Annotated in this window: 25 protein-coding genes; 12 read left to right on the top strand and 13 right to left on the bottom strand. The window is 40.3% G+C overall.

The features are described 5' to 3' along the window. Positions 1-16: 16 nt before the first annotated feature. The 3 genes from E7T07_RS07415 (at position 17) to E7T07_RS07405 (ending at position 2284) form a co-directional block, all read left to right on the top strand. Positions 17-808 carry a glycosyltransferase family 25 protein gene (locus E7T07_RS07415; protein WP_135710359.1) on the top strand — a complete coding sequence of 264 codons (792 nt, stop codon included), beginning with the start codon at positions 17-19 and terminating at the stop codon, positions 806-808. Positions 809-959: 151 nt separating this feature from the next. Beyond that, positions 960-1172, top strand: coding sequence for a 50S ribosomal protein L31 (gene rpmE / locus E7T07_RS07410; protein WP_115636995.1), 213 nt, complete (start codon positions 960-962; stop codon positions 1170-1172). Between the two features lie 62 nt (positions 1173-1234). Continuing rightward, positions 1235-2284, top strand: coding sequence for a glycosyltransferase (locus E7T07_RS07405; RefSeq protein WP_135710356.1), 1050 nt, complete (start codon positions 1235-1237; stop codon positions 2282-2284). Positions 2285-2336: 52 nt separating this feature from the next. Here E7T07_RS07405 and E7T07_RS07400 read toward each other — a convergent pair whose 3' ends face one another. After that, positions 2337-3671 (bottom strand): cation:proton antiporter, encoded by a 1335-nt coding sequence (locus E7T07_RS07400; protein WP_135710353.1) that lies wholly within the window; start codon positions 3669-3671, stop codon positions 2337-2339. An 83-nt stretch (positions 3672-3754) separates the two neighbouring features. Next, the gene (locus E7T07_RS07395) at positions 3755-6064 is read right to left on the bottom strand and encodes a Tex family protein (RefSeq protein WP_135710350.1); all 2310 of its coding nucleotides are present in this window, start codon (positions 6062-6064) and stop codon (positions 3755-3757) included. Between the two features lie 148 nt (positions 6065-6212). Between E7T07_RS07395 and tal the strand changes: the two genes are divergently transcribed. Both tal and metJ read left to right on the top strand, forming a co-directional pair. After that, a complete protein-coding gene (tal, locus tag E7T07_RS07390; RefSeq protein WP_135710348.1) occupies positions 6213-7166 on the top strand; it encodes a transaldolase in 954 nt (317 codons plus the stop codon). 148 nt (positions 7167-7314) lie between these two features. Further along, complete coding sequence (metJ, locus tag E7T07_RS07385) at positions 7315-7632, top strand: met regulon transcriptional regulator MetJ (protein WP_135710345.1); 318 nt, start codon at positions 7315-7317, stop codon at positions 7630-7632. A gap of 94 nt (positions 7633-7726) precedes the next feature. Here metJ and E7T07_RS07380 read toward each other — a convergent pair whose 3' ends face one another. From E7T07_RS07380 to E7T07_RS07370, 3 genes are all read right to left on the bottom strand, one after another. After that, complete coding sequence (locus E7T07_RS07380) at positions 7727-8197, bottom strand: NADPH-dependent FMN reductase (RefSeq protein WP_342773697.1); 471 nt, start codon at positions 8195-8197, stop codon at positions 7727-7729. Between the two features lie 130 nt (positions 8198-8327). Next, positions 8328-8714, bottom strand: a complete 387-nt coding sequence (locus E7T07_RS07375) for a DoxX family protein (protein WP_135710339.1) — start codon at positions 8712-8714, stop codon at positions 8328-8330. A 147-nt stretch (positions 8715-8861) separates the two neighbouring features. Further along, complete coding sequence (locus E7T07_RS07370) at positions 8862-9734, bottom strand: pirin family protein (RefSeq protein ID WP_135710336.1); 873 nt, start codon at positions 9732-9734, stop codon at positions 8862-8864. Between the two features lie 139 nt (positions 9735-9873). On the opposite strand from E7T07_RS07370, the gene E7T07_RS07365 reads away from it, so the two are divergent. Both E7T07_RS07365 and E7T07_RS07360 read left to right on the top strand, forming a co-directional pair. After that, positions 9874-10740, top strand: a complete 867-nt coding sequence (locus E7T07_RS07365) for a LysR family transcriptional regulator (RefSeq protein WP_135710333.1) — start codon at positions 9874-9876, stop codon at positions 10738-10740. A 318-nt stretch (positions 10741-11058) separates the two neighbouring features. Then, a complete protein-coding gene (locus E7T07_RS07360) occupies positions 11059-11814 on the top strand; it encodes an alpha/beta hydrolase (RefSeq protein ID WP_135710331.1) in 756 nt (251 codons plus the stop codon). Between the two features lie 100 nt (positions 11815-11914). Here the strand turns inward: E7T07_RS07360 and E7T07_RS07355 are convergent, their stop codons facing one another. From E7T07_RS07355 to E7T07_RS07345, 3 genes are all read right to left on the bottom strand, one after another. Further along, entirely contained in the window at positions 11915-13681 is a 1767-nt protein-coding gene (locus E7T07_RS07355; RefSeq protein ID WP_135710328.1) for a cation:proton antiporter, read from the bottom strand. A 62-nt stretch (positions 13682-13743) separates the two neighbouring features. Then, positions 13744-15069: an MFS transporter gene (locus E7T07_RS07350; RefSeq protein ID WP_135710325.1), complete on the bottom strand. Its 1326-nt coding sequence runs from the start codon at positions 15067-15069 to the stop codon at positions 13744-13746. 29 nt (positions 15070-15098) lie between these two features. Then, on the bottom strand, positions 15099-17159 hold the full coding sequence (locus E7T07_RS07345) for a BCCT family transporter (protein WP_135710322.1): 2061 nt from the start codon (positions 17157-17159) through the stop codon (positions 15099-15101). Positions 17160-17433: 274 nt separating this feature from the next. On the opposite strand from E7T07_RS07345, the gene E7T07_RS07340 reads away from it, so the two are divergent. Continuing rightward, positions 17434-18276: a patatin-like phospholipase family protein gene (locus E7T07_RS07340; protein ID WP_135710320.1), complete on the top strand. Its 843-nt coding sequence runs from the start codon at positions 17434-17436 to the stop codon at positions 18274-18276. A 138-nt stretch (positions 18277-18414) separates the two neighbouring features. Here the strand turns inward: E7T07_RS07340 and E7T07_RS07335 are convergent, their stop codons facing one another. Next, positions 18415-19710 (bottom strand): NAD(P)/FAD-dependent oxidoreductase, encoded by a 1296-nt coding sequence (locus tag E7T07_RS07335; RefSeq protein ID WP_135710317.1) that lies wholly within the window; start codon positions 19708-19710, stop codon positions 18415-18417. A 117-nt stretch (positions 19711-19827) separates the two neighbouring features. On the opposite strand from E7T07_RS07335, the gene E7T07_RS07330 reads away from it, so the two are divergent. After that, positions 19828-20874: an extracellular solute-binding protein gene (locus tag E7T07_RS07330; RefSeq protein ID WP_135710316.1), complete on the top strand. Its 1047-nt coding sequence runs from the start codon at positions 19828-19830 to the stop codon at positions 20872-20874. A 60-nt stretch (positions 20875-20934) separates the two neighbouring features. Here E7T07_RS07330 and E7T07_RS07325 read toward each other — a convergent pair whose 3' ends face one another. The 4 genes from E7T07_RS07325 to E7T07_RS07310 form a co-directional block, all read right to left on the bottom strand. Further along, on the bottom strand, positions 20935-21390 hold the full coding sequence (locus E7T07_RS07325) for an NUDIX hydrolase (protein WP_135710315.1): 456 nt from the start codon (positions 21388-21390) through the stop codon (positions 20935-20937). Positions 21391-21463: 73 nt separating this feature from the next. Next, entirely contained in the window at positions 21464-21685 is a 222-nt protein-coding gene (locus tag E7T07_RS07320) for a sulfurtransferase TusA family protein (protein ID WP_135710314.1), read from the bottom strand. Positions 21686-21703: 18 nt separating this feature from the next. Further along, entirely contained in the window at positions 21704-22726 is a 1023-nt protein-coding gene (locus E7T07_RS07315) for a YeeE/YedE family protein (protein WP_135710312.1), read from the bottom strand. 177 nt (positions 22727-22903) lie between these two features. Then, a complete protein-coding gene (locus E7T07_RS07310) occupies positions 22904-23923 on the bottom strand; it encodes a LacI family DNA-binding transcriptional regulator (protein WP_135710310.1) in 1020 nt (339 codons plus the stop codon). Positions 23924-24115: 192 nt separating this feature from the next. On the opposite strand from E7T07_RS07310, the gene E7T07_RS07305 reads away from it, so the two are divergent. From E7T07_RS07305 to ulaA, 3 genes are read left to right on the top strand one after another with little or no spacing between them, the layout of a single operon-like run. Beyond that, entirely contained in the window at positions 24116-24556 is a 441-nt protein-coding gene (locus tag E7T07_RS07305; RefSeq protein WP_135710308.1) for a PTS sugar transporter subunit IIA, read from the top strand. Positions 24557-24570: 14 nt separating this feature from the next. Beyond that, the gene (locus tag E7T07_RS07300; RefSeq protein ID WP_135710306.1) at positions 24571-24840 is read left to right on the top strand and encodes a PTS sugar transporter subunit IIB; all 270 of its coding nucleotides are present in this window, start codon (positions 24571-24573) and stop codon (positions 24838-24840) included. Positions 24841-24849: 9 nt separating this feature from the next. Continuing rightward, positions 24850-26208 (top strand): PTS ascorbate transporter subunit IIC, encoded by a 1359-nt coding sequence (gene ulaA / locus E7T07_RS07295; RefSeq protein ID WP_135710305.1) that lies wholly within the window; start codon positions 24850-24852, stop codon positions 26206-26208. The last annotated feature ends 34 nt before the right edge of the window (positions 26209-26242 follow it).

Below are 26242 nucleotides of genomic sequence, written 5' to 3'. Positions count from 1 at the left end.
CTTTGTCGGAGGATATATGACAATCAATCAATCAATCAATCAATCAATCAATCAATCAATCAAGATTTTCATCATTAATTTAGAAAAAGCAACTGATCGCCGTCAATTTATGCAACAGCAATTCGATGAATTGCAATCTCAACATCCCGATTTTCACTTCAATTATGAATTCTTCACGGGTATCAATGGGAACGAAAACCCGGATTACCCACTCTTTCGTCAATACAATGCCCAAAAACGTCAAAATCGTAAAGGCAATGAGATGTCTTTATCCCAACTGGGTTGTTTTGCGAGCCATTATTTACTTTTTGAAAAATGTATTCAATTAAATGAACCCATTGTTGTCCTTGAAGATGATGCCGTATTGCTTGATAAATTTTATGATGTAATTAAATTCATTCCACAAGTCGCGGATCAATTTGAATTTTTCCGCTTAAGCAATCGATCCGCAGGAAACGATATCAAATCAACCCCATTATTACAAATCCCAAATACGGCATTGCATATTTCCAAAGTGTACAAAGGTTGGGCGAATTTAACGGGCTATTTTATCACGCCACCCGCCGCAAAAAAATTTTTGAACCAAATGACAGAATGGGTTTACAACGTGGATATTGCAATGGATCGATATTGGGAAAATAAGGTTCATTTTTGCGCGGTATTGCCGAATGTTGTGCGTCCACAAGGTGAATTTGTCAGCCAAATCCAAATGGATCACTCGAAACGTAGTCTCAATGTCAAAGTGAAACGTGAAATTTTTGCGATTTATGATCGGATCCGCAAATTTCTCTTCGATCTTACCCATTAAACCCACTTGAACAAAGAAAAATTTTCGGTATAATTTGCAACCTATTTCGCTTGCCGTGCGTAATCACGCGCGGTGTAATATTAACTTCGTATGGTGTAAGATGGCATTTAGCTGATTTTATAGCGATACGGCTTCAATTTGAGGTTTTCCAATGAAACAAGGTATTCACCCAGAATATAAAGAAATTACTGCAACTTGTTCTTGCGGTAACGTAATCAAAACACGTTCTACTTTAGGTAAAGACTTAAACTTAGACGTATGTGGCAACTGCCACCCATTCTACACCGGTAAACAACGTGTTGTTGATACCGGTGGTCGTGTAGAACGTTTCAACAAACGTTTCAGCATTCCAAGCACAAAATAATTTGTTTTGGTTTAACCCCTGCAGTTGCGGGGGTTTATTTTATCCAGCATAAGGAAAGAGAGATGAAAATAGGCATTAATACCTTAGCGTTGCGCCAAGGCGGTGGCGTGGAACGTTATATTTTGGATTTAATTAATGGCTTTCACCAAGCACAAATCACACCGCGCGTTTATACCTGTAAAGCCGATGCATCCTTGCCTGAAAATCAATTTATTGAGTTAATCAAACATTCTCTCGCTTTTGTGCCACGTAAATTACGCCACACTTTTTTATCCTCTTTTGTCCGCAAAAATCGCCGTCCTGACGAAAAAATCCTGTCGTTGTTTTATCTGTATTGCGATATCTTTATTTGTGGCGGCAACCACAAAGGCTACTTGGCATCTCTCAATCGCCAACCCAATTTCTACGAGCGTTTTATTAAAATTCCTTTTGAGCAAAAGGTATTGAATGAATGTCAACAAGTGATTGCCCATTCACGTTTAATGAAAGAAGAATTAATGCACTTCTACAACGTGCCTGAACATAAAATTCACGTGCTTTATCCCCCTGTTGATACGAAAAAGTTTCAACCTATTTCACTGGAAGCGCGCCAAACGTTACGCCAAAAATGGGGTTTTGCCGAGAATGAAATCATTTATTTATTCCCGTCAACAGGCCATAAACGCAAAGGCTATGACATTTTAAAAGCCTTTTTCAACGCCACGGATTTACCGGTGAAATTGGTGGTGGCGGGCTCGCCTGTAGAGCCGAGTAACAATGTGATTTCCCTCGGTTTCTGCCAAAATATGCCCGAACTTTACCAAGCCGCCGATTTCACCATCATGGCATCCGGCTATGAACCCTTTGGTTTAGTGGGTTTGGAATCCGTGCTTTCAGGCACACCGATTATTTTTTCAGAAAATATGGCCTGTTTAGAAGTCTTCCAAGGGAATTTCGGCTTCACCTTCAACCGCCATGAACCCCAAAGCCTGGAAAGTGCGGTGAAAAATTCCCTTGATTTATGGCAAAAAGGAAAAGCCCGCATTGAACATCCGCAGGCTTGTTTAAGCTACAATCCCGAGCTTTCGGTGCATATTGATGCGTTGCTAAAAATGATTCAGCATGGGAATTAGAATGCGAATATAAAAAATAACCCTGTCGTTGATACAGGGTATTTTTTAATGACTAAATATGCGGCATAAAATCGTCTTTACCGCCTAATTTGTTAAAGGCGCGGCGTCTTGGGTCTTCCAGTTTGGATTTTTTAATCATCGGTTCAATGGTGGAACCCTGTACTAAGATTGAAAATGTCACCACAGAATAGGTCATCAATAAAATCAAATCTCGTACGTCTAAGCTCCCTTCGCTACTTGAAATCATCACCGTGCCGGTCGGAATGGCTAACGCCATGGCTAAGGCTAAACCGCCGCGTAATCCGCCCCAAGTTAGAATACGTAAGGTATAAGGATTATAAGAAGCAAAACGTTTTAACACTTGGTAGGGTAACCAAAGGCTCAAATAGCGCGCTAATAAACAAACGGGGATCGCGATCACCATTAAAATACCGCCGATGGTCGTGAAGTCCACGAGTAAGGCACTTAAACCGATTAATAAGAATAATAAATAGTTTAAAGAATGATCGATCATTTCCCAAAAATGATCTAAATATAAGCGGCTTTGTTCGGAAAAACCTTGGCGGCGAGTCCAGTTGCCGATCATAATGCCTGAGACTACCATAGCTAATGCGCCTGACACATGTAAGTAGTTCGCCACCACAAAGCCAACTGTCGGAACCGTGAGAGTAATCAAAATTTCTAAACTACCGTCATCGGTGGCAGAGATAAATTTATGTGCCACAAAACCGGTGAACAAACCAAAGAGAATACCCCCCACCGCTTCTTGCAAAAATAAACCTAAAATGCCGCTTAGGGTTGCTTCTTGTCCTTCAAAAGCCACGGCGAATACAGTGGTAAAAATCACTAAACCGATACCATCATTAAACAGCGATTCGCCTTCTACTTGCATAGATAAACGTTTTGGGGCTTTTAAACTTTTGATGATGGCAAGAACGGCGATCGGGTCGGTCGGTGAAATGAGCGCGCCGAATAACAGACAATACACAAAACCGATATTAAGCCCAAACAACATCACGATAACGTAAATCAATCCGCCGACAAAAAAGGTTGAAGCCAGGGTTGAAAATAAAGCATACACCGCAATTTCACGGCGTTGTTCTTTCATTAGGGGCAATTTTATGCCAAGGGAACCGGCGAAAAGCAGGAAGCCGAGCATACCGTTTAATAAGAAGCTTTTAAAATCAATTTGTTCCACAATTGAAATGGCCAGTTCATCGACTTTGAGCCAGCTTAATGATCCCAAGGTTAACACCAAAAATGACGCTACAATGGCGGAAGCGGTAATGGCAATGGTGGTTTGAATGTTGTCCGTTAATTTTCGTGTAAAAAAAGAAATGAACATCGATAGTCCGAATAAAAGGCAGATATAAGCGTAGAGTTCCATATTAAGACCTGTTAAGAGAAAAATGGCGTAAGAATACTCCCCATATTTTGGGAATTATATACCTAATATGGGGAGTATAGAGATTACTTTTTCCAACCTTTTAGCGCGTCTGCAAAGGCATTATTGGCAAATTGATTGCGCTGTGGTTGGCGGTTGTCACGTTGTTCTGAGCGTGGTTTGGCACTTAAAGTGCGGTCAGATTTTTCACTATTTTTCACCGCGCTTTCGTCTAATCGCATGGTCAAGGCAATCCGTTTACGCGCTACATCTACTTCCAACACTTTCACTTTCACCACATCGCCCGTTTTCACTACTTGATGCGGATCTTCCACAAACTTGTCGCTTAAAGAAGAAATATGCACTAAACCGTCTTGATGCACGCCAATATCCACAAACGCACCGAAGTTGGTCACGTTGGTAATGGTGCCTTCTAAAATCATCCCTGCTTTTAAATCCGCAATGTCTTCTACGCCGTCCATAAAGGTGGCGGTTTTAAATTCACCGCGCGGGTCGCGCCCGGGTTTTTCCAATTCTTTGAAAATATCCATCACCGTTGGCAAACCAAATTGCTCATCGGTAAATTGTTTTGCATCCAATTGGCGCACCGCACCGGCATTGCCCATAAGATCTTGAATCGATTGTTCAGTCGCTTGTAAGATTTTTTCCACCACCACATAAGATTCCGGGTGAACACCTGAGGCATCCAATGGATTTTTACCATTGGTAATACGCATAAAGCCTGCACATTGTTCGAAAGCTTTCGGCCCTAAACGCGGTACTTTTTTCAATTCCGCACGGCTGTTAAAACGTCCGTTTTCATCACGGTATGCCACGATATTTTGCGCCAAGGTTTTGGTCATCCCCGCCACGCGTGCCAATAATGGTGCAGAAGCCGTATTTAAATCCACACCCACCGCGTTAACACAATCTTCCACCACCGCATCTAGTTTACGCGCCAATTGGGATTGGTTTACATCGTGTTGATATTGCCCCACACCAATAGCTTTCGGTTCGATTTTCACTAATTCCGCCAACGGGTCTTGTAAGCGGCGCGCAATAGATACCGCGCCACGCAAGGATACATCTAACTCAGGGAATTCTGCTGCCGCCAATTCTGATGCGGAATACACAGAAGCCCCCGCTTCACTCACCACCACCGTTTGTGGTTTATTTTCTTTGATTTCCTTGATCACTTCTTTAGCAAAACGTTCCGTTTCACGCGAAGCCGTACCGTTACCAATGGCAATTAATTCCACATTGTGAGCTTTAATCAGTTTGTAAATGGTGACTAATGCGGCATCCATTTGTCCTGTATGTGGATAAATGGTAGCGGTTTCCAACAATTTACCGGTGTTATCCACCACGGCAACTTTTACCCCGGTACGCAAACCCGGGTCTAAGCCCATAGTGTTTTTCGCGCCGGCAGGGGCGGCCATTAAAAGTGCGGATAAATTGCGGGCAAAAACATCAATGGCTTCCTCTTCCGCTTTTTCGCGCAATGCGCCCATTAATTCGGTTTCTAAATGCAACGCCACTTTAATTTTCCACGTCCACGCGATGACTTGCTCACGCCATTTATCCGCAGGCTGTCCGCTGAAACGCACATTTAAATGTTCGCGAATAATCTCTTCACAATAGCTCGAACGGCTGCCTTCTTCTGCATCAGGATCGGCGTTCAAACTTAATTGCAAAATACCTTCGTTACGCCCACGGAACATGGCTAGCGCGCGGTGAGAAGGCACATGGCGTAAAGGTTCTTGGTGATCAAAATAATCTTGGAATTTTGCCCCTTCCGCTTCTTTGCCTTCCAAAACTTTTGAAACCAGCACCGCACTTTGCTGCAAATACGTCCGCACTTTCGCCAACAATTGCGCATCTTCCGCAAAACGTTCCATTAATATATAACGCGCACCGTCTAATGCTATTTTGGTATCGGTCACCCCTTTTTCTGCATCAACAAATTGTGCCGCGGCAGTTTCCGGATCATTGCTCGGTTCATTCCAAAGTAAATCCGCCAACGGCTCAAGACCGGCTTCAATAGCCGCTTGACCTTTGGTGCGGCGTTTTGGTTTGTAAGGCAAATACAAATCTTCTAATTCGGTTTTGCTTTGCGTTTGCAGAATTTTTTCGCGTAACTCATCCGTTAATTTGCCTTGTTCATCAATGGATTTCAAAATGGTTTGGCGGCGATCTTCTAATTCGCGCAAATAAATTAAACGGGTTTCAAAATGACGTAATTGGGTGTCATCCAAGCCACCGGTCACTTCTTTACGATAACGAGCGATAAAAGGAATGGTGTTGCCATCGTCTAATAATTGAATGGCGGCGAGAATTTGTGCGGCGCGAACATTAAGTTCGTCAGCAATAATTTGGCTAATTTGTTGGTTTAACATTGTGTTGCCTTTTTATGAAAAAATTGGCGATAGGATACTGTTTTTATCTCTTGAGCTCAACCTATAAAAAATTTGAATAAAGACTAGCGATTTATCAGATTATGGCACATAATCAGGAAACAATTTGTTCACTTTATAAGGAAATATTATGACAACACAATTAGACGCACTTAAACAAATGACCGTTGTGGTGGCTGATACCGGCGATATCGAAGCCATGAAACTTTATAAACCTCAAGATGCCACAACTAACCCATCTCTCATTTTAAGCGCATCGGCGTTACCACAATACGCCTCACTTATTGATGATGCGGTGGCTTATGCAAAAGCGCAAAGTAGCGATAAAGCTCAGCAATTAATTGATGCCGAAGATAAATTGGCGGTGAATATCGGGTTAGAAATCTTAAAATTGGTTCCGGGACGTATTTCAACGGAAGTGGACGCACGCCTTTCTTACGATACTCAAGGTACCATTGAAAAAGCACGCAAAATCATTCGCTTATATAATGAAGCCGGTGTTTCCAATGATCGTATCTTGATCAAAATCGCATCAACATGGCAAGGTATCCGTGCTGCTGAAATTCTTGAGAAAGAAAATATTAACTGTAACTTAACCCTATTATTCTCTCAAGCGCAGGCGCGCGCTTGTGCAGAAGCAGGCGTTTATTTAATTTCGCCATTTGTGGGGCGTATTTTAGACTGGTATAAAGCCAATTCAGACAAAAAAGACTACGCACCGGCAGAAGATCCGGGTGTGATTTCTGTGACGCAAATCTACAACTACTACAAACAATATGGCTATAATACGGTGGTTATGGGCGCAAGTTTCCGCAATGTGGGTGAAATTACCGAACTTGCAGGTTGCGACCGTTTAACCATTTCACCGGCTTTATTGAAAGAATTACAAGAAAGCGAAACGCCATTAGTGCGTAAATTGGACTACCAAGGCGAAGTGAAAGCCCGCCCTGCCCCAATGACTGAAAGCGAATTCTATTGGGAACACAACGCAGATCCAATGGCCGTAGAAAAACTGGCTGACGGCATCCGTAAATTTGCCGCAGACATTGAAAAATTAGAAGCTATGTTGGCAGCGAAGTTGTAATTTGTCGTTCAAACTACAAAGTGCGGTGAAAAATCACCGCATTTTTTGTTTAAGTTGATATTCTTTAGCAGTCTGTACGGCTAGATTGAGATTAGTGTTAATTTTGATTAGAATATCCTTAAAATTTCTACGTAAATCAGGTATTAATATGGCAAATTGGGACGGTAAATATATTAGCCCTTATGCGGAACACGGAAAAAAAAGCGAACAAGTTAAAAAAATCACCGTATCTATTCCAATTAAAGTATTGGAAATTTTGACTAACGAACGCACACGCCGCCAGCTAAAAAATTTGCGCCATGCGACAAATAGCGAATTACTATGCGAAGCCTTTTTGCATGCATTCACAGGGCAACCTTTGCCAACGGATGAAGATTTGCTTAAAGAACGCCACGATGAAATCCCCGAAGACGCAAAACAAATGATGCGTGATTTGGGGATTAATCCTGATGAGTGGGAATATTAATAAGAAAAATAACCAAAAAAACAACCGCACTTTTATGGCGCTAAGCTCGCTGTAAAGTGCGGTTGTTTTGTTTTATGTTTTTAATCGGCTAGAACTAAAATTTCGCCACAAAATCGGCATAGGCGTTGATAAAACCGTTTAGCATACCTTTGACGGGTTCTGACACAATTTCACCGTTTTCACCAATAACGCCGTTGAAAATACCGCCTACGTTTGCTGCAAATGGTGCAGTTGGCATGTTGATGAAAGTGCCGGAGCAAATGGTACGAAGTTGGTCTGCGGCACGTACGCCACCTGCTGCACCGGCGGCAACAGAAACGATACCGGCAGGTTTGCCGATCCATAAACTTTGACCCATTGGACGCGAGCCAATGTCGATGGCATTTTTGATCATCGCAGAGAAGCTACCGTTGTGTTCCGGGGTGATCAATAACACGGCATCAGCTTTCGCAATTTCACCGCGGAAGCGGTTGTATTGTGCGATGTCTTGTGTGTCTAAATCGCGATCATAAAGAGGAAGATCAGCGATTTGTACCATGTTGAATTGAATGTTTGTCGGGGCAATGCTTTATAAATAACGAGCCACGATTTGGCTAACAGATGTTGCGCTGTTAGAGCCCACTAATACTGCAATTTGTTTTGTCATAATATATTCCTTTTAGATAAAAAATCGGGTTGAACACCCGATTGTATGATTATTTTGTGATTTTTGCATCAAGGGATAATTTGCCTGCGCCTGTAACAAAGATGAATAAGAATGCCATACAGAAAAGTACTGCAGGTTCACCTTTATTTGCAATAGGATCAAAGAATGTTTCTGCGCTGGCGTGGAACATTAAATAAGCCACCGCCATTTGACCGGCTAATAAGAATGCAGCAGCGCGGGTAAATAAACCCACAATAATTAATAGGCCGCCAACGGTTTCAATTAAACCGCCGATGCCGAAAAGTGAGAATAATGGCATATCGCCTGTTAGTTTTTGTAAACCATGTAATACCATAATGTAACCAATCACCACACGAGCGATTAATAATGTCATTGGGCTTAATGCGTCTGAAAGTTTTTCAAATAATTTGTTCATAATGTTTCCTAAATTGTGAATAAAAATCATGTTTGTGAGTGGCGCGTATTTTATTGAAATACAAAAATGCAACAAGTCACATTTTTGCAAAATCATTTTGCATAAATAGAAAGATAGTTCCCTGCGCCTTGCACAGGGAAGCTATTTTTAACGTGCAATTGAGCCAAATTTACCGTTTTGTACATCATTAAAGGCTTGGACAATTTCTTCGCGCGTATTCATCACAAATGGACCATAACCCACAATCGGTTCGTTATGCGGTTCACCGGTTAAAATGAGCAATTTCGCGTCATTGTTTGCTTCAATATGTACATCCGCTTCACCCCGTTCAAAGGTGACCAATTCACCACGGCGTGCAATGTCTGCCCCATTAAATTGCACCGTGTCGTCCAACACTAACACAATCAAATTATGGCTGGCAGGAACGCGGAAGGTATGGTTTTTACCTGCATTCATTCGCACATCCCACATATTCACCGGACTAAAGGTGCTGGCTGCACCTTGTGTGGCTTCAAAATCCCCCGCGATAATGCGTGCGATACCGGTATTGTCACCAAAGGCAACTTCCGGAATATCCGCCGCCTTAATGGCTTGGTATTTTGGTGTGGTCATTTTATCTTTTGCCGGTAAATTGACCCAAAGTTGCACCATTTCAAACATACCGCCTTCTTGCGAGAATTTTTCTGAATGAAATTCTTCGTGCATCACACCGGAACCTGCGGTCATCCATTGCACATCCCCTGTTCCAATCGTACCGCCACCGCCGTAAGAGTATTTATGCGACACTTCGCCTTGATAAGCGATGGTTACGGTTTCAAAACCACGATGTGGATGTTCGCCCACACCACGATAATCGGATTTGCGACCACCATCAAAATGGCGCGGTGGGTTGTAATCCATCAAAAGGAATGGATCTAAGTGTTTATCGGTATCGTGATAACTAAACATGGATTGAACTTGGAAACCGTTACCCACCCAGTGTTTTTGTGGGGCTTGATGTACTTTTGCAACTTTTTTCATACTGTACTCCTTATTCTGTCTGACATTAACACGTTATTTTTATCTCCTAACGCGTTTCGATGTATGCATTTTAATTGAATACAAAATTGCAACAAGATACAATAACGAGAATTTATTTTCCAAAAATGGAAAGATGAAAATGGATAAAATCAGTTTAGACGACATACGATTATTTGTTTCCGTGGTGCAATCCGGCAGCCTAAGCCACGCCGCGGAATTAACAGGCATCCCCGTGTCGCGCTTAAGTCGCCGTTTAACCCAATTGGAACAAGCCTTAGGCACACAATTACTTAATCGCGGTAAAAAAGGGGTTCGTTTGAATGAACTGGGTGAGCGTTTTTTTGAGCGTGCGCAGGCGATGTTAACGGAAGCGGAATTGGCGATTGAAAGCGTACAAAACAGCCTAGTCAAACCGAGTGGTTTATTACGCATTTCTGTGGCAGCAGATATTTTTCATTTGCTTATCGAACCGCACTTAGGGCGTTATTTACAAGAAAATCCCGATGTGAATTTGGATATCAATCTCAGCCACCAAAAAATTAATATGATCCAAGATGGCATCGATTTGGCCATTCGCGTGGGCACCATTGATAACGACAATGTGGTGGCAAAACCTTGGATTTATGCGGAACTTGGGCTATTTGCCAGTCACGACTATTTAATCAAACACAAAGCGCCACAAACCCCTAACGAGCTTTATCAGCATAATATTATCGGGCAGTCATACACTTTTCCGTGGCAATTTAAACGCGAGCAGCATGAAATTGCCATTATGCCCACTTGCCGTTTGGTGTCGAATGATTTTATTGCCATAGAAAAACAAATTCAGCGCGGTGTGGGAATTGGAGCATTACCGATTTTCACCAACCATTCACGCCCCGATTTAGTGCAAATTTTACCTGAATGGCAAATGAAGATTTCCCCGGTTTCTTTGCTTTACTACAAAAATCGCGGCGCCGTGCCTGCGGTGCGCAGTATGGTGGAATTTTTGCAGAGTTTGGTTTAGCCACAGCATAAAGTGCGGTGTCAAATTGCTGACAAAGGTTATATTTGACTAATAACCTAGCACGAGCCGTGCTAGGTTCATTAAACCCAGCCCCGCTGGGGCTGAAAAAAGAGCCGCAGAGCGGCTCAGATTAAGTAACCCTATACGGCTCGTATAGGGTTTGTCAGCGGTCTATCACCACATAAAGTGCGGTCATGCGCTGAAATGCCTTATGGTTCGACAAGCTCACCAACCGTCATTTCAGCTTTATATAATGTTAAAATAAACGTAAAAATAACCGCACTTTTGCAGTATGGATTATGAATTGGAAGGGAAATAATGGAAAAACTCTTTGATATTAACGAACAAGGTCACAGTATTCGTTGCAAATTATTTTATGATAAAGATCCGCACCACGCGGAAAATGTGGTGTTGATTTTACACGGATTTGGTTCAAATAAAGACCTAAAATCCAACAGCAAATTCGGTGAGCGTTTAACGGCAAAATATAAAAATTTTGCGGCTATCGCCTTTGATTTTCCGGCTCACGGCACAGACGCGCGGAAAAAATTGACCGTGGCGGAATGTTTGGATTATATCCAATTGGTGTTGAATTATGCCAAAGAAAAAATGCAGGCGCAGAATGTGTCGGTGTACGCCACCAGTTTTGGCGGTTATTTGATTTTGAAATACCTCGCTGAACAGGGTAATCCTTTTACCAAAATTGCTTTACGCGCGCCGGCCTTGCAAATTTATCATTCCCTTTGGCAGCGTCTAACAGAAGAGGAACAACATAAAATCAGCAAAGGCAAAGAAATTATGTGGGGCTTTGAGCGTAAGATGAAAATAAGCAAAGACTTTTTTGACGACTTAGCACAGGGCGATATTCAGCAATATGAATTTTTGGATGTAGCGGATAATCTGTTAATCGTTCACGGAACCGCGGATGAAATGGTCGATATTTCTGTGTCGCAAACTTTTGCGGAAAACAATGTCATTGAACTCATCACCATTGAAGGCGCTGATCATCCTTTCTCTAATCCTAAACATATGGATGTCGCTATTGGAAAAATAGTGGAGTTTTTGGGAAATTAAACACAAATCAAAGCTAATCCTGCCATTTAATATGTTTTAAATGCCCCAATAAAAAATACCGCCACGAATAAACTTAGGCGGTATTTTGATTTATTTTAAATTATAAAACCAAGGCAACCAGTTTGAAATCGTGCAATTCATTCAAAGTATGATTTTCACTCATTATAGTAATATTACCTTGTTTATCAATACAGAATAATGGAATAAACTCTTTATTATCAGCTTGATATTGCTCAAAACTATAAGTGTCTGTGATATTTGTGACTTTCACATTAGCATTTTTTGACAGCATACTCGATAGTTTTGCATAAGTCGCATTTTGATTAAATAACCAACGGGACTGTAAGTCTTTGTGGCGTTGGTCTTGTTCACGTCTATTGTTATCTTCACTAAATTTTAAGCGGTAAATATTTTCTGCTCCAAATTCATGGCGATAATGCATTTCTGATAACGCATTAAGTTCTCGATCCGTACTCATAGCAAGCAAAATACCGATACCCACTAAGTCAAGATGAGTATCTGCATGCGCTGAAATAGGGCTACCATAATAAGTTCGAAGACCAAGCATACGCGCCTTTGCAATATTATCGTAATTATGAAAAGCAACGACCACATCTATATTTGCTTCTTGCAATGCTTTAGCGACCATTAATGCAACAGGGTTCGAGCCAACAATTAATACGCCATTATTTTTAGCTTGACGTACATTCAGTAAACTAGCCATCGTTTTTGCACTTAGCCCTTGTACAATTACCGTCCCAATAATAATAGTAAATACCAACGGAACAAGTAACTCTACTCCTTTTAAATCACTCTGTTGTAGTCGAATTGCAAAAAGTGATGAAATTGCTGCGGCAACAATACCTCTTGGACCGATCCAACTAATCATTAATTTTTCATTTAATGTTAAATTAGAACCGATTGAAGAAAAGAATACCGCCAGTGGTCGTGCAACAAACATTGCCACCAACAATAAGACTAAACCAGAAAAACCAACACTGATTAATGCCCCTAAATCAACTCGAGCAGAAAGCACAATAAATAACGTGGAAACCAATAATACGGTTAATGATTCTTTAAACTCTAAAATATGATCTTTGGGAAAATCTTTCCAGTTAGCTAAGGCTACACCTAAAATAGTAATCGTCAACAATCCGGATTCATGCTCAACTGCATTAGAAAATGCAAATAGCAATAAAATAAATGCTAACGTAAAAACATTACGTAGATAATCGGGTACCCAGTTCTTTTTTATTAATTGGGCAAGTAGAAACGCACCTATAACTCCTAAAGCGGTTGCCAATACTGCCATTTTTAAGAAGATCAATACGCCTTCTTCACCACTACCAGTGACAATATATTCATAAACTAACACAACAAAAATTGCGCCAATCGGGTCAACAATAATACCTTCCCATTTCAATACATTGGCAATATTGCTATTTGGACGAACGCTACGTAGCAATGGGGCAATCACTGTCGGACCTGTCACACAAACAAGTGAACCAAATAACAATGCAATCTCAAGATCTACATCAAAGAGAACATAGGTTGCGATAGATAAGACGATAATTGTGATTAATGCACCTAAAGTCACAAGTAATTGTACGGTTTTTCCATGTCCTTTGATCTCCTTAAATTCTAATGTTAGCGCACCTTCAAATAAAATGACGGCAACGCCAAGTGAAATCATAGGAAAAAGCAAATCGCCAAAGACAGCATCAGGATTAAAAATGCCTAACACAGGTCCAGATAAGATACCGATAAGAAGTAAAAATAAAATTGATGGTTGTTTAAGATACCAAGCTAACCATTGTGCGAAGATACCTAATCCAACGATAATAGAGAGCAATAATGCTGTATCCATAAAATACCTTATAAAATTTGAAGTTTGTTCATTTAAAATCACGATAAATCTGAATAGTGATACTATAAATCTTTAACACTGTTCTGTTTGTTTTCCAATTCCGTCTCTCCATATTGTATTAAATTCTCTTGGTATCGTTGTACCAATTCATCATCAAAGGGAACTTGTGGTTCTGTACTCATTTCCAGCTCATCTATTGCAGTAGCAGTTGCCATTGGAGTAAAAAGTTGCATTTCAACACGTTCTGATTTAGGTATTGGTTTGGTTCGAACTGCACAACATAGTAAAACAACTGAACAGATACAAAAAAAAGTATAAAAACCGTATTCAGGTGAAAATGCCATGGCTATACCAAGAAGCGGTGGAGCAATCAGCGCGCCAATTCCATAACAAAATAGTAATCCTCGACTGACTTCAACAGTATTCATATTATTTGGCAATTCATCATTTGCACGAGCAATGCTCAACGCATAGAGTGTAAATAAACTACAACCAAAGAAAAAAGCAATAATATATTGATACCAACTACTTGTAGTTTGTAGAAAAAGTATAAATAACCCTATACCTGCTGTAAGAGTTGCAATACTACTACAAATCAAAATGGTATTACGTCTTCCTAGCTTATCAGATAGGCTTGCAACGGGTAATTGACTAAGAAACCCTCCGATCATCGCTGCCATTAAATATAATGAAATTTCACTCAGACTAAAATGTAGCTTTAACATAAAGACTGATACCATTGTGAAAAAGCCATTTACCAACATGCCACTAATAAAGCTCGTTACAAGTGCCAATGGTGAAATTACAAATAAAGAAGGCAAACTAATACGTTCACGTTTAGGCAACTCAGGTTGTGTCATTTTGGTGAGCGCAATAGGGATCATTGACATCACCACTAATATTGTTGAAAGCGTAAAAATATTATTACTTGATAAATCAAAACTTAATAAACTTACACCTAAAATAAAGGCTAGATAGAAAATAATATTATAAGTCGCTAATGCTTTTCCTCGAGTATTAATATTGGTTTTATCGCTTAGCCAGCTCTCCACTAATAGCAATAAACTATAATGACAAAAACCAAGTACTATACGTAAAATTCCCCATATCCATAAATTTTCTAACATCATATGGCTTAGGGCAGCAATTGCAAACACTGCCCCAAAAACACTAAATGAACGAATATGCCCAACACTTGATACGATACGTTGAGCAAAAATGGTGCTCATTGCCGCCCCCATAAAAAAGGCAGCATTTAATAAGCCGATAACCACATCGCTCACCCCCATTTCTGCGAGTTTGATACCCGCAGAATTGAGAAACAGACCGTAACCAAAAAATAAAAAGAAAATCCCTGAAAAAAGCGAGTAAAAAGTGGGTTTCTGCATAAAATCTCCTAAAATGGGGTTCCCCATTGTTATACGGATTTGTTTTCGTCCATATCTTCCAGTTCAGAGTTTGTTTCCATGAAACTTTCCACATCAGCCGTCATCAATTCATGGCTTTCATCCATAGCTAAATTCATAAAGCGTTCGTATTGTTTTAATACATCTGCAATCAACTCATCTTTGGTCATATATTGCACATCATAACCGTAGCGACCATCAAAGAAATAAGTGATCGGCTCATAAATTTGGCTCTCTTCAATATTCGGCACATTGCTATCTTCTACCACTAAATCAGATAATTCACGAGCTTGGCATTCTATACCATATAAGAAATTACGTAAGTTTTCTTTCACCACCTCAAATTCAATTTTGGGATTTTTACCCTCAATAAATCGCATTTGTGCAGTTAAGCCATGCCCTTCAAATTCTTCCACCAACTCTTTAAAGGCTGGGCGTGCTGTTTTTAATAGAAATTGACGAATATCTTTACGATTGGTTGGATTCACGATTTTTTCTAACCGCACTTTCCAATTTTCGCCTGTCCAGTTGCTACTACCGTGCGTAAACTTCTTGCTGGAATATTGGCTATCAACCATAAGCCCTTTCCACAAACCAAAACAAAGGACAATCATAATTGCCATAAAGGGTAAAGCAATGAGTAAGGTCATGGTCTGCAACGATGCTAATCCACCTGAATAAAGTAACGATAAACCTAGCACGGCAAGTAATACTCCCCAGAATATACTTTGCCATTTAGGTGATTTTTCTTCCCCTTGTGAAGCAATATTATTAAGCACAAAAATGCCCGAGTCTGCTGATGTCACAAAGAAGATAGAAATAACGGTTACCGCAACAATAGAAGTTATCGTACCAAATGGTAATTGATTAAAGAAACCAAATAATAACGCTTCTGTGTTATTGCTGAGTGCGGCTAATGCTCCATCGGTTTGTTGATCAAGCCAAATTGCCGAACCGCCAAAACTTGTCATCCACAAAATATTGAATAAAGACGGCACAAATAACACGCCTAAAATAAATTCACGAATCGTGCGCCCTTTTGATATTTTAGCAATAAACATCCCCACAAATGGCGCCCAAGATGCCCACCATGCCCAATACACCACAGTCCAACTATTTAGCCAGCTCTGTTTTTCAGGTTCATAAGCAAAAGTACGAAAACTAATTTCTAATAATGAACTAAAGTAATAACCTAAATTCTCAGTGAAACTGGAAAGTAAATGTAAAGTAGGCCCTGCCACAATAACAAATACAAGTAATAACCCTGCTAAGAGAAGATTAGTTTCACTTAAAATTTTAACGCCCTTTCCTACCCCCGAAATAGCAGATATGACAGCTAATGTCATGGCAATAACCACTATAATAGCAAGCACACCAAAATCATTACTTGTTAAAAGACCAAGATTGTTAAATCCGGCATTAACTTGCATTGCGCCATAGCCTAAGGTTGTCGTTAAACCAAAAATAGTACTGCACAGTGCAACGACATCAATCAAATGTCCCCAAAATCCTGAAATACGATTTTTGAGTAAAGGGTAAAAACCCGAACGAACGGTTAAGGGTAATTTATAGCGAAAACCAAAATAAGCCAAAGCTAAAGCAATAACCGCATAAATCGCCCAAGCATGAATGCCCCAATGATAAAATGTTGTCATCATGGCTTCCTTGGCTCTTGTTGCTTCATCTAACCCTGCTTCTGTTGGTTTTAAGTAATGTAAGATAGGTTCCGCCACACCAAAATACATCAAACCAATTCCCATTCCTGCTGCAAATAACATTGCAATCCAAGACATAAAGGAAAACTCTGGTTCATCTGTATCAGCCCCTAAACGAATGCTACCTAAAGAACTTACACATAAAAAAATCAAAAACAGGAAAAAAATCGAACCGGCTAAAATATAAAACCAACTAAAATGAGTAAAGACAGATTGCTTTACTGTGTCTAAAGTTGTTTGTGCCTGCTCAGGAAAAACTGAACAAAAAATTGCGACAATCGCAACAAAAACCACCGTAGGCACAAAAATTGGGGCTTTTAATGTGCTTGATGCACGAAGTCTATTAATAAACGACATATATGCTCCATTTTTGGATAAAAAAACGACCGCACTTTAGCTACAAAAAGCGATAATGTGCGATGAATAATAAAAATTTAATTTACAGACACCCTACAAGATAGGGGATTTTGAGTGCGGATATTTTAGAGAATATTCGCTTAAGATAGTCAGATGACTAAATTGAAAAGTAGCATCACTACAAAATTAGATTTTGTATCATGCTACACAATTAGACATAAAAAGTCAAATTGCACAAAAAATGACGTATAATATCTCAAAAGAGGAGAAATAAATGAAAACAGCGTTAGTCCTTGAAGGCGGTGCCATGCGTGGGTTATTTACCGCCGGTGTGTTGGATGTGTTTTTAGATGAACACATTCAAGTCGATGGAATGGTCACGGTTTCAGCCGGTGCATTATTTGGCGTGAATTTCCCGTCTCAACAGCGTGGTCGTGTGTTGCGTTATAATTTGAAATATCTTAATGACAAGCGTTATATGGGGTTACATAGTTTATTCACCACAGGCAATATTGTTAATCGCGATTTCGCTTTTTATGAATTGCCTTTTACTTTAGATCCTTTTGACCAAACAAGGTTTTCTCAATCCAATATAGACTTTTGGGTAACGCTCACCAATGTGGAAACAGGCGAAGCGGAATATGTGCCAATTACCGATGCCTTTGCGCAAATGGAAACATTACGCGCCACATCTGCGATGCCCATGGTGTCAAGAATGGTGGAAGTAGATGGTCAACGCTATCTTGATGGGGGGATTGCCGATAGTATTCCGCTGCAGAAAACGCTGGCATTAGGCTATGACAAGATTATTGTGGTGTTAACGCGTCCGTTGGACTACCGCAAAAAACCGAGCTCCACCCTATTGTTTAACTTGATGTATCGCCACTATCCTAAACTCTGTGAACGTTGGGCCAATCGTTATTTGGAATATAATCAGGCGGTGGAACGCGTGATGGAGTTAGAACAACAGGGTAAGATTTTTGTTATTCGTCCGTCTGTAGATTTGCAGATTAGTCGTTTGGAGAAAGACCCGACTAAAGTGCAAGCCATGTATGATTTGGGAATCGCTGATGCTAAAAAACACATTCAAGCATTAAAAGATTATTTGGCTAATTAGGGCTTGTTGATGTTTTGAGGTTGCAAAACCTTAATATCTCAGCATAGCAGAGCCATACTGGGGTACGCATAAATCAGCCCCTTTGGGGCTGAGAATTAGAAACCAACGTTTTGTGCAAAACAAGTAGAAAAACTGATCTTATCGATATTTATCCAAAAAGCGGTAATAAGGAATCCCCACTTTCAAGGCGAGTTTTTTCACAAATTTGCCGCCATAAATGGACGGAATTTTTAGTTGCTCAAACACGCGTAAACGTTCATCATTGCCCAAAATGGCTTCGGCAATAATGCGCCCTGCCAAGCCGGTTAAAGCAACGCCGTGCCCTGAATAACCATGCGCAAAGTAAATATTGGGCTTAATGCGCCCAAAGTGCGGTTGGGAATTCATGGTCATATCAATCGGGCCGCCCCAACCGTAATCAATTTTAACATCCGCTAATTGCGGGAAAACCTTGAGCATATTGCGGCGCATGACCTGCACCATATCTTTATTTGAGCTACTATCGGAGCCAAACAATAAACGATTATCCGCGCTTAAACGATAATAATCTAACAGCAAATTGTTATCACAAACGGACATGCCATTATTGATCACGCTATCCGCCACGGTTTGTTCAAGGGGTTCGGTCGCAATAATAAAACTTTCCACCGGTAAGATTTTGCGTGCGGTGCCTCGGTGAATAGAACGCGGCAAACCTGCGATATAGGCATTGGTCGCAATCACCACATTTTGTGCGGTCACCTGTGCTTTTTTGGTTTTCAACATCACTTTATCCCCTTGGGTTTTCATATCCACCACCGGAGAATGCTCGAAAATTTGTACACCTAAATCCAAACAGGCTTTTGCCAAACCCAGACAATAGTTCAGCGGATGCAAATGCCCTGAATTGCGGTCAAACAAACCGCCCACATAAATGTCAGAGCCCAAATATTGCTTGAGTTGCGCCTTATCCCACAATTGCATTTTGTCATAGCCAAACACTTCGCGGCTGGATTTTTCAATGGCCAGTAAATCATCCATGCGGCGATGATTGAGTGCCAACGTGGCGTAGCCTTTTTTCCAATCGCATTGAATGCCGTATTTCGCAATGCGTTCATCAATAATATCAATGGCTTCTAAGGACATTTGCCACAATTTTTGGGTCATTTCAAACCCAAATTGTTCCACATATTCATCAATGCCATCTTCAAAGCCATTAATCGCTTGCCCACCACTACGTCCGGAAGCACCAAAACCAATGCGCGCGCCTTCCAGTACAATCACGCTTTTGCCCTGTTCCGCCAGTTCTAACGCCGCGGATAAACCGCCAAATCCTGCGCCAATAACGCACACATTCGCCGCTGCGTTTTGCGCTAAGTGCGGTCGAATAATGTCCAGATTTCGGCTGTCGTAATAATAGGTTTTTTTGTGTTCTTGATGAGCAAAGTTAAGCATAATGATTTTCCTAAAGTAATTGGATGGGGATCTTACTCGGCTGAGCGTATATGTCAACGCTTTCCAACTATGCTATAATCTTTTCAAATTCTGACCGCACTTTAAGGAGTACACATCATGAAAGCGATCCTTTCTCGTTCATTAAAAAGTTTAATGCTTTCAGCCATTGCGTTATTTTCTGCACAATCTTGGGCTGAAGAAATCCGTATTTATAACTGGACAGACTACATTCCATCCGATCTCATTGCTGCCTTTACGAAAGAAACCGGCATTAACGTCAATTATTCTACCTTTGAAAGCAATGAAGAAATGTATTCTAAAATGAAGTTAATGCAGGATGCCGGCTATGATTTGGTTTTCCCATCCAGCTATTACATTGGCAAAATGGTCAAAGAAGGGATGTTGGAGAAAATTGATCACAGCAAACTCAGCAATTTTCACCAAATTCCGGACAACCTCTTAAACAAGGAATTTGATCCAAATAACCAATATTCTTTACCTTATGTTTATGGTTTAACCGGTATCGGCGTTAATATTGCGGCGGTTGATCCAAGTAAAATCAGCGGTTGGGGCGATTTATGGAACCCGGAATACAAAGGCAAGGTATTGTTGACCGCGGATGCGCGCGAGGTGTTCCACATTGCCTTATTGTTAGACGGCAAGTCGCCAAATACCACTAATGAAGAAGAAATCAAAGCCGCCTATGAACGTTTGACAAAATTATTACCGAATGTGGCAACCTTTAACTCAGATACGCCTGAACTGCCGTATATTCAAGGGGAAGTGGATTTGGGGATGATTTGGAATGGCTCGGCTTATATGGCGAATAAAGAAAATCCTGATATTAAATTTATCTACCCGAAAGAAGGGGCGATTTTCTGGATGGACAACTACGCCATTCCTAAAGGTTCAAAACACGTAGACGCTGCCCATAAATTTATTGATTGTATGCTTCGCCCGGAACACGCCAAAATCATTATCGAACGAATGGGTTATTCGATGCCAAACAAAGGCGTTAAAGCGTTGCTAAAACCTGAAGATGCAGCAAACCCATTATTATTCCCACCGGAAGAAGAAGTGAAAAAAGGTATTTTCCAAGCAGACGTAGGCAACGCTGTGGATATTTATGAAAAATATTGGAATTTATTAAAAACGCAAAAATAAGGATACCCCCATACGAGCCGTATGGGGTTGTTGAATCTGAGCCGCTCTGCGGCTCTTTTATTATTCAAATACGGTCAATACATCCAAAGGATAACCGTCCCCATGCAAATAATCCTGAATCGCTTGTATCACCAAAGGATTACGCGCACATTGCCCATCTTGCGCAATATAAGCATTAAATTCCTCTAAGGTCAGCCACAAACCGCGTGTAATATCACTGTCCAAGGGGGTAACCTCAACCCAATCATCCAGTTCCAACGCAAACACAAAACGCAAATAATCCGTTTGACTGCGCGGCGCATGCCATTGATAGATTTTGACCAATTTTTGCATTTCAGCACGAATCCCCGTTTCTTCATAAAGCTCACGGCTCGCCCCTTGCAAAATACTTTCATCCTTTTCCAAATGCCCGGCAGGCTGGTTCAACGTACGCTTGCCGTATTCGATTTCTTCCACAAACAAAAACTTACCTTTGCAATGCACAACGCACGCCATCGTGATATTGGGTTTATGCATAATTTATACCTTGATAATCATCTTTACTTTCAACCAAATAAAAAAGCCTATTTAAAAACAGGCTTTCTCATCGTTATTTAATGACTGTTATCGTCCATTTAGCGTCATCGATTTGCTCAAAGTCAGTGACTTCATAACCCTCTTCTGCCGCCCAAGCCGGAATGGCTTCCGTTGCTTGTGTGCAATCAAATTCAATAACAATACCATCCCCTTTATTTAATTTCGCCATTGCTTCTTTGGCTTCCATTAATGGAAAAGGACAAACTAAACCCGCTGTTTCTAATTTTACTAACATATTATTTTCCTTTTATTTTTATTTCGCGCGGCGAACGATTGTAAAATACGCAGCCACCCAAGTACCTAAAATCATAACGGGTAATGAAACCCAACCTTGCCATGAAAAGAACGAAGTTTCTACCATCCCATTACCAATGGAACAGCCACCTGCCCAAGTTGCGCCAATACCCATTAAAACACCACCGGCTGCACTTTTCAATATCGTATCCACATCCGGCACGCGGAAGCGGAATTCATTTGCACCTTTTGCTGCCACAAAGGATCCAATCAAAATACCTAATACTAAGAACACGCCCCAGTTAATAAATTTGCTGTCGCCGGTCACCAAAAATTGCATGATATTCGCAGATGGCCCCGTAATACCTAACCCAAATTCACGTCCGGTTGCGACACTTAACGGCCAGGCGGCAGTGGCGATCAATCCGATAATCACAGCGGTCACAAAAGGGTTCCAGCGTTTTTCAAATAAAATATGCGCAAGCCCCGTTTTCTTTGGTTTCATCGTGGCGAGTTTCACTTTCGGTTTTGAAAGTTGTTGATAAACTAAGAACAGTGTGACCGCACTTAATACGACAACTAAAATCCACGGCGAAACACCTAAGGTTTCATAAATGGTTTTCTGCTCTGTAGTCGCCAAACTTTTCAAGCCGGAATTTAGCTCACCTAATGGGCCAGTGCGCATCATCGCGCTAAATAGCATATAAACAATTAATGCCACCCAGCTACCGATCAAACCCTCACCGGCACGATACCAAGTTCCCGTTGCACAACCACCCGCCAACACAATGCCAACTCCAAACACAAAGGCACCAATCAACACAGCAATAGGGGCAAAGTTTTCCGCGGGCGCGACATTCAACACACCGATTTCCTTAAGCAAGAAAAAACCGACTGATTGCACGGTGATCGCGATAAGCAACGCAATAAACATCTTGTTATTTTTTGTGACATACATATCGCGAAATGCGCCAGTGATACAGAAACGCCCGCGTTGTAACACAAAACCAAACAAGAATCCACATAAAAGACCTGTAATCATAAAAGCTCCTTAGAAGATAAAGAGTTGTATTGTTATCAATTTGTTGCAAACTTGCCAATAACTTTTTATGCTTCGTTATAGCATTTGATTATTACATCTTCATCAACCTAAAAACCCGCTCAATTTCCACCGCGCTTAATTCGCGATATTTTACAATTCCAATGAGTCAGTTTATTACTAGGCACTTTCTCTTTTTATAATATACGTATCAAGTAAAATTGCGTTTTGCGTGTCCCTGTCAGGAAAAGACAATAATTCAAGTAATTTTTTCCCTGCTATTTGTCCTAATTCAGCATAAGGAATATGTAATGTTGTTAATTTCGGATAGGTAGTTTCACTACATTCTAACCCACCTAAACCAATTATCGCGACATCATAAGGCACTGAAATATGCTGTCGTTGCGCTTCAAATAATGCCCCACAAGCTAACTGATCAGATAAAAAGACAAAGGCATCAATTTTTCCCCAACTAGAGAGCGCATCATTAAATAATTTAGCCCCTGTTGAAAATGAAATGGGATCAGAACAATGTAAAACCTGATGTGAATTTAAGTGATGATGATGTAATGCTGTATGCCAACAGGCTAGATATTGTTGAAAGATAGCTTGTTCTTGTTGTGCACAAAGTAACCCAATATCGTGATACCCCTTACTCACTAAATAATCAATCACTTTTTGTACCGCACTTTTTGTATCAATACCAATATTTATCCCCACCGTATTGGTGTGTTTTGAGCCAATTTCTAAGCATACTATTCCACTATTTTGAATCCACTCAGCTTCTTCTTGGGGACAGGATAAATTTAATAATATCACCGCAAGTGGCATATTGTTAATTAACTTATTTAACCAAGAATATTCATTAGCGACTAGAATAACCAATTGAAAATTAGACGATTTTAATTGATTCTGTAATGATTCAAGAATTAAGCTATTTTCTATTGAAAGTAAAGATGATGTTACAACAACGATGTTTCTCGATGAAGCAGAAGCTAACTCTCGCGCTGCAGTGTTTGGAACGTATCCTAATTTTTTGACGGCAAGCTGAATTTTCTCACGAATCGTTTCTGACACCATTTCGGGTGTCCGTAAGGCTCGAGACACAGTCATTGTCCCTACGCCAGCTTCTTTTGCTACATCTGCTAATGTTACTTTGCCTGTCGAACGCCGATGCGTTAAATGAGAATATAACGACATAAAATCTCTCCTACTAATAACAGGGATTCATTTACCCTTTAATAAGATGCCCCCTAGAATATCTATTAAAAAAGACATGGACAAAACTATTTTCTACTAAAATGTGAAGCAGATCACAAAAATAAATTTTAATCATTGATAACGCTATCATTTAGTTTTACATTGACTTCATCGCTAATGGTTGAGGTGTCTATGTTAAAACAATTTTTACCGTTAAGTCATATTCAATTAATTGATTCTGTGGACAATTGGCAGCAAGCGGTGCAATACTGTGCTGAGCCGTTGCTTTCTGAACATCTCATTGAACCGAGTTATGTCGAATGCATATTTCAAACTCATCAAGAATTAGGCCCTTATTATGTGATTGCCCCACAAATTGCAATGCCACATTCTCGCCCTGAAGACGGCGCCAATGAACAGGCTTTATCTTTAGTTGTATTAAAACAAGGTATCAATTTTGGTTCAGATAATGATCCTGTCCATATTATATTGATGTTAGCAGCAAAGGACAGCAAATCTCACTTGGAAATGCTTTCTGTCGTTGCTGAATTGCTTTCTAATGAAGAAGCTGTTCAGCAAATTATTCAGGCAAACAGCATAACTGAAATCACCGACATTCTTTATCGTTACTAAAACAGGAGATTACTATGAAAATTATGGCAGTTTGTGGTCACGGCTTGGGCAGTAGCTTTATGATGGAAATGAACATTAAAAAGGCATTAAAAGCACTTGGAAAAGAAGCAGAAGTTGATCATCAAGATTTAGCTTCTGTGTCAGTAAATGACGCTGATTTATTTATCATGGGCGCAGATATCGCAAGTAGTAGCAACTTACCTGCAGAGAAACTCATTGTGGTAAAAAACATTGTTAGTGTTAAAGAGTTTGAAGAAAAACTCGCAGAATATTTCAATAAATAGGAGTGACTTATGGAATCCATACTTTTCTTTATTTTAGATATTCTCAAAGTACCAGCCGTATTAGTTGGACTTATTGCTTTAGTCGGTCTCATTGCACAGAAAAAATCTGCACCTGACATTGTGAAAGGCACAATCAAAACGATTCTTGGCTTCCTTGTGTTAGGTGGTGGTGCAACGGTTTTATTAAGCTCACTCACACCATTAGGCGGAATGTTTGAACACGCATTTAATGTTCAAGGGATTATTCCAAATAACGAGGCCATTGTATCAATGGCATTAGAAAAATATGGTACTGCAACCGCACTTATTATGGCGTTCGGTATGCTTGCTAATATTCTTGTCGCACGTTTTACGCGTTTAAAATTTATTTTCCTAACAGGTCATCATACATTTTATATGGCTTGTATGATCGGTGTTATTCTTACTGTTGCTGGCTTTGAAGGTATCCAATTAATCTTTGTCGGCTCACTAACCTTAGGATTAATAATGGCGTTTTTCCCTGCTTTAGCACATTTCTATATGAAAAAAATCACGGGCAGTGATGACGTTGGTTTTGGGCATTTCGGTACAATTGGTTATGCACTTTCGGGAGCCATTGGTCAGATTGTTGGTAAAGGTTCAAAATCCACCGAAGAAATGGATTTACCAAAAAATCTAAGTTTCCTACGTGATAGCTCAGTATCCATTTCATTAACTATGATGGTAATTTATTTTGTATTAGCGATTGCGTCCGGTAATGAATATGTATCAGCTAACTTTAGTAATGGTCAGCATTATTTAGTTTATGCAACGATTCAAGCTATCACCTTTGCGGCAGGTGTATATGTTATTTTAGCGGGTGTACGTTTAATCTTAGCTGAAATTGTTCCTGCATTTACAGGTATTTCAGAGAAATTAGTCCCGAATGCAAAACCTGCTCTAGATTGCCCAATTGTATTTCCTTACGCACCTAATGCCGTATTAATTGGTTTCTTATCAAGCTTTGTTGGCGGCATTGTCGGATTAGTATTGCTCGGTCAATTAAATTGGGTATTAATTCTACCTGGTGTTGTTCCGCACTTCTTCTGTGGTGCAACGGCGGGTGTGTTTGGTAATGCAACAGGGGGACGCCGTGGCGCAATTCTAGGCGCATTTGTACACGGTGTATTAATCACATTCTTACCTGTGTTCTTATTACCGGTTCTAGGTTCATTAGGTTTTGCTAATACCACTTTCTCTGATACTGATTTTGGTGGTGTTGGTATTGTATTGGGCAATATGGCGCAATTTATGTCTAAAGATATGATTATGGCAACCATTATTGCGATATTCTTATTACTTGTCGCTTACAATTATCTCGCTAAAAAACCAGCAAAACAGGAAGAATAATCCCAAAAGATAAGGCGGCTATAGTCCGCCTTAA

This window comes from Actinobacillus porcinus (assembly GCF_901764995.1).
In the GTDB taxonomy this organism is placed as follows: domain Bacteria; phylum Pseudomonadota; class Gammaproteobacteria; order Enterobacterales; family Pasteurellaceae; genus Exercitatus; species Exercitatus porcinus.
The sequence above is the reverse complement of the archived record's forward strand: the minus strand, read 5'-3'. Positions and strand labels throughout refer to the sequence as shown.

Coding starts and splice junctions, on each gene's coding strand:
- E7T07_RS07330 (WP_135710316.1), top strand. CDS start 19,828: ATGAAAGCGATCCTTTCTCGTTCATTAAAAAGTTTAATGCTTTCAGCC.
- E7T07_RS07310 (WP_135710310.1), bottom strand. CDS start 23,923: ATGTCGTTATATTCTCATTTAACGCATCGGCGTTCGACAGGCAAAGTA.
- E7T07_RS07315 (WP_135710312.1), bottom strand. CDS start 22,726: ATGATTACAGGTCTTTTATGTGGATTCTTGTTTGGTTTTGTGTTACAA.
- rpmE (WP_115636995.1), top strand. CDS start 960: ATGAAACAAGGTATTCACCCAGAATATAAAGAAATTACTGCAACTTGT.
- E7T07_RS07350 (WP_135710325.1), bottom strand. CDS start 15,069: ATGCAGAAACCCACTTTTTACTCGCTTTTTTCAGGGATTTTCTTTTTA.
- E7T07_RS07405 (WP_135710356.1), top strand. CDS start 1,235: ATGAAAATAGGCATTAATACCTTAGCGTTGCGCCAAGGCGGTGGCGTG.
- E7T07_RS07345 (WP_135710322.1), bottom strand. CDS start 17,159: ATGTCGTTTATTAATAGACTTCGTGCATCAAGCACATTAAAAGCCCCA.
- E7T07_RS07305 (WP_135710308.1), top strand. CDS start 24,116: ATGTTAAAACAATTTTTACCGTTAAGTCATATTCAATTAATTGATTCT.
- E7T07_RS07325 (WP_135710315.1), bottom strand. CDS start 21,390: ATGCATAAACCCAATATCACGATGGCGTGCGTTGTGCATTGCAAAGGT.
- E7T07_RS07300 (WP_135710306.1), top strand. CDS start 24,571: ATGAAAATTATGGCAGTTTGTGGTCACGGCTTGGGCAGTAGCTTTATG.
- E7T07_RS07375 (WP_135710339.1), bottom strand. CDS start 8,714: ATGAACAAATTATTTGAAAAACTTTCAGACGCATTAAGCCCAATGACA.
- E7T07_RS07395 (WP_135710350.1), bottom strand. CDS start 6,064: ATGTTAAACCAACAAATTAGCCAAATTATTGCTGACGAACTTAATGTT.
- E7T07_RS07360 (WP_135710331.1), top strand. CDS start 11,059: ATGGAAAAACTCTTTGATATTAACGAACAAGGTCACAGTATTCGTTGC.
- E7T07_RS07340 (WP_135710320.1), top strand. CDS start 17,434: ATGAAAACAGCGTTAGTCCTTGAAGGCGGTGCCATGCGTGGGTTATTT.
- E7T07_RS07415 (WP_135710359.1), top strand. CDS start 17: ATGACAATCAATCAATCAATCAATCAATCAATCAATCAATCAATCAAG.
- E7T07_RS07355 (WP_135710328.1), bottom strand. CDS start 13,681: ATGGATACAGCATTATTGCTCTCTATTATCGTTGGATTAGGTATCTTC.
- E7T07_RS07320 (WP_135710314.1), bottom strand. CDS start 21,685: ATGTTAGTAAAATTAGAAACAGCGGGTTTAGTTTGTCCTTTTCCATTA.
- tal (WP_135710348.1), top strand. CDS start 6,213: ATGACAACACAATTAGACGCACTTAAACAAATGACCGTTGTGGTGGCT.
- E7T07_RS07335 (WP_135710317.1), bottom strand. CDS start 19,710: ATGCTTAACTTTGCTCATCAAGAACACAAAAAAACCTATTATTACGAC.
- E7T07_RS07370 (WP_135710336.1), bottom strand. CDS start 9,734: ATGAAAAAAGTTGCAAAAGTACATCAAGCCCCACAAAAACACTGGGTG.
- ulaA (WP_135710305.1), top strand. CDS start 24,850: ATGGAATCCATACTTTTCTTTATTTTAGATATTCTCAAAGTACCAGCC.
- metJ (WP_135710345.1), top strand. CDS start 7,315: ATGGCAAATTGGGACGGTAAATATATTAGCCCTTATGCGGAACACGGA.
- E7T07_RS07400 (WP_135710353.1), bottom strand. CDS start 3,671: ATGGAACTCTACGCTTATATCTGCCTTTTATTCGGACTATCGATGTTC.
- E7T07_RS07365 (WP_135710333.1), top strand. CDS start 9,874: ATGGATAAAATCAGTTTAGACGACATACGATTATTTGTTTCCGTGGTG.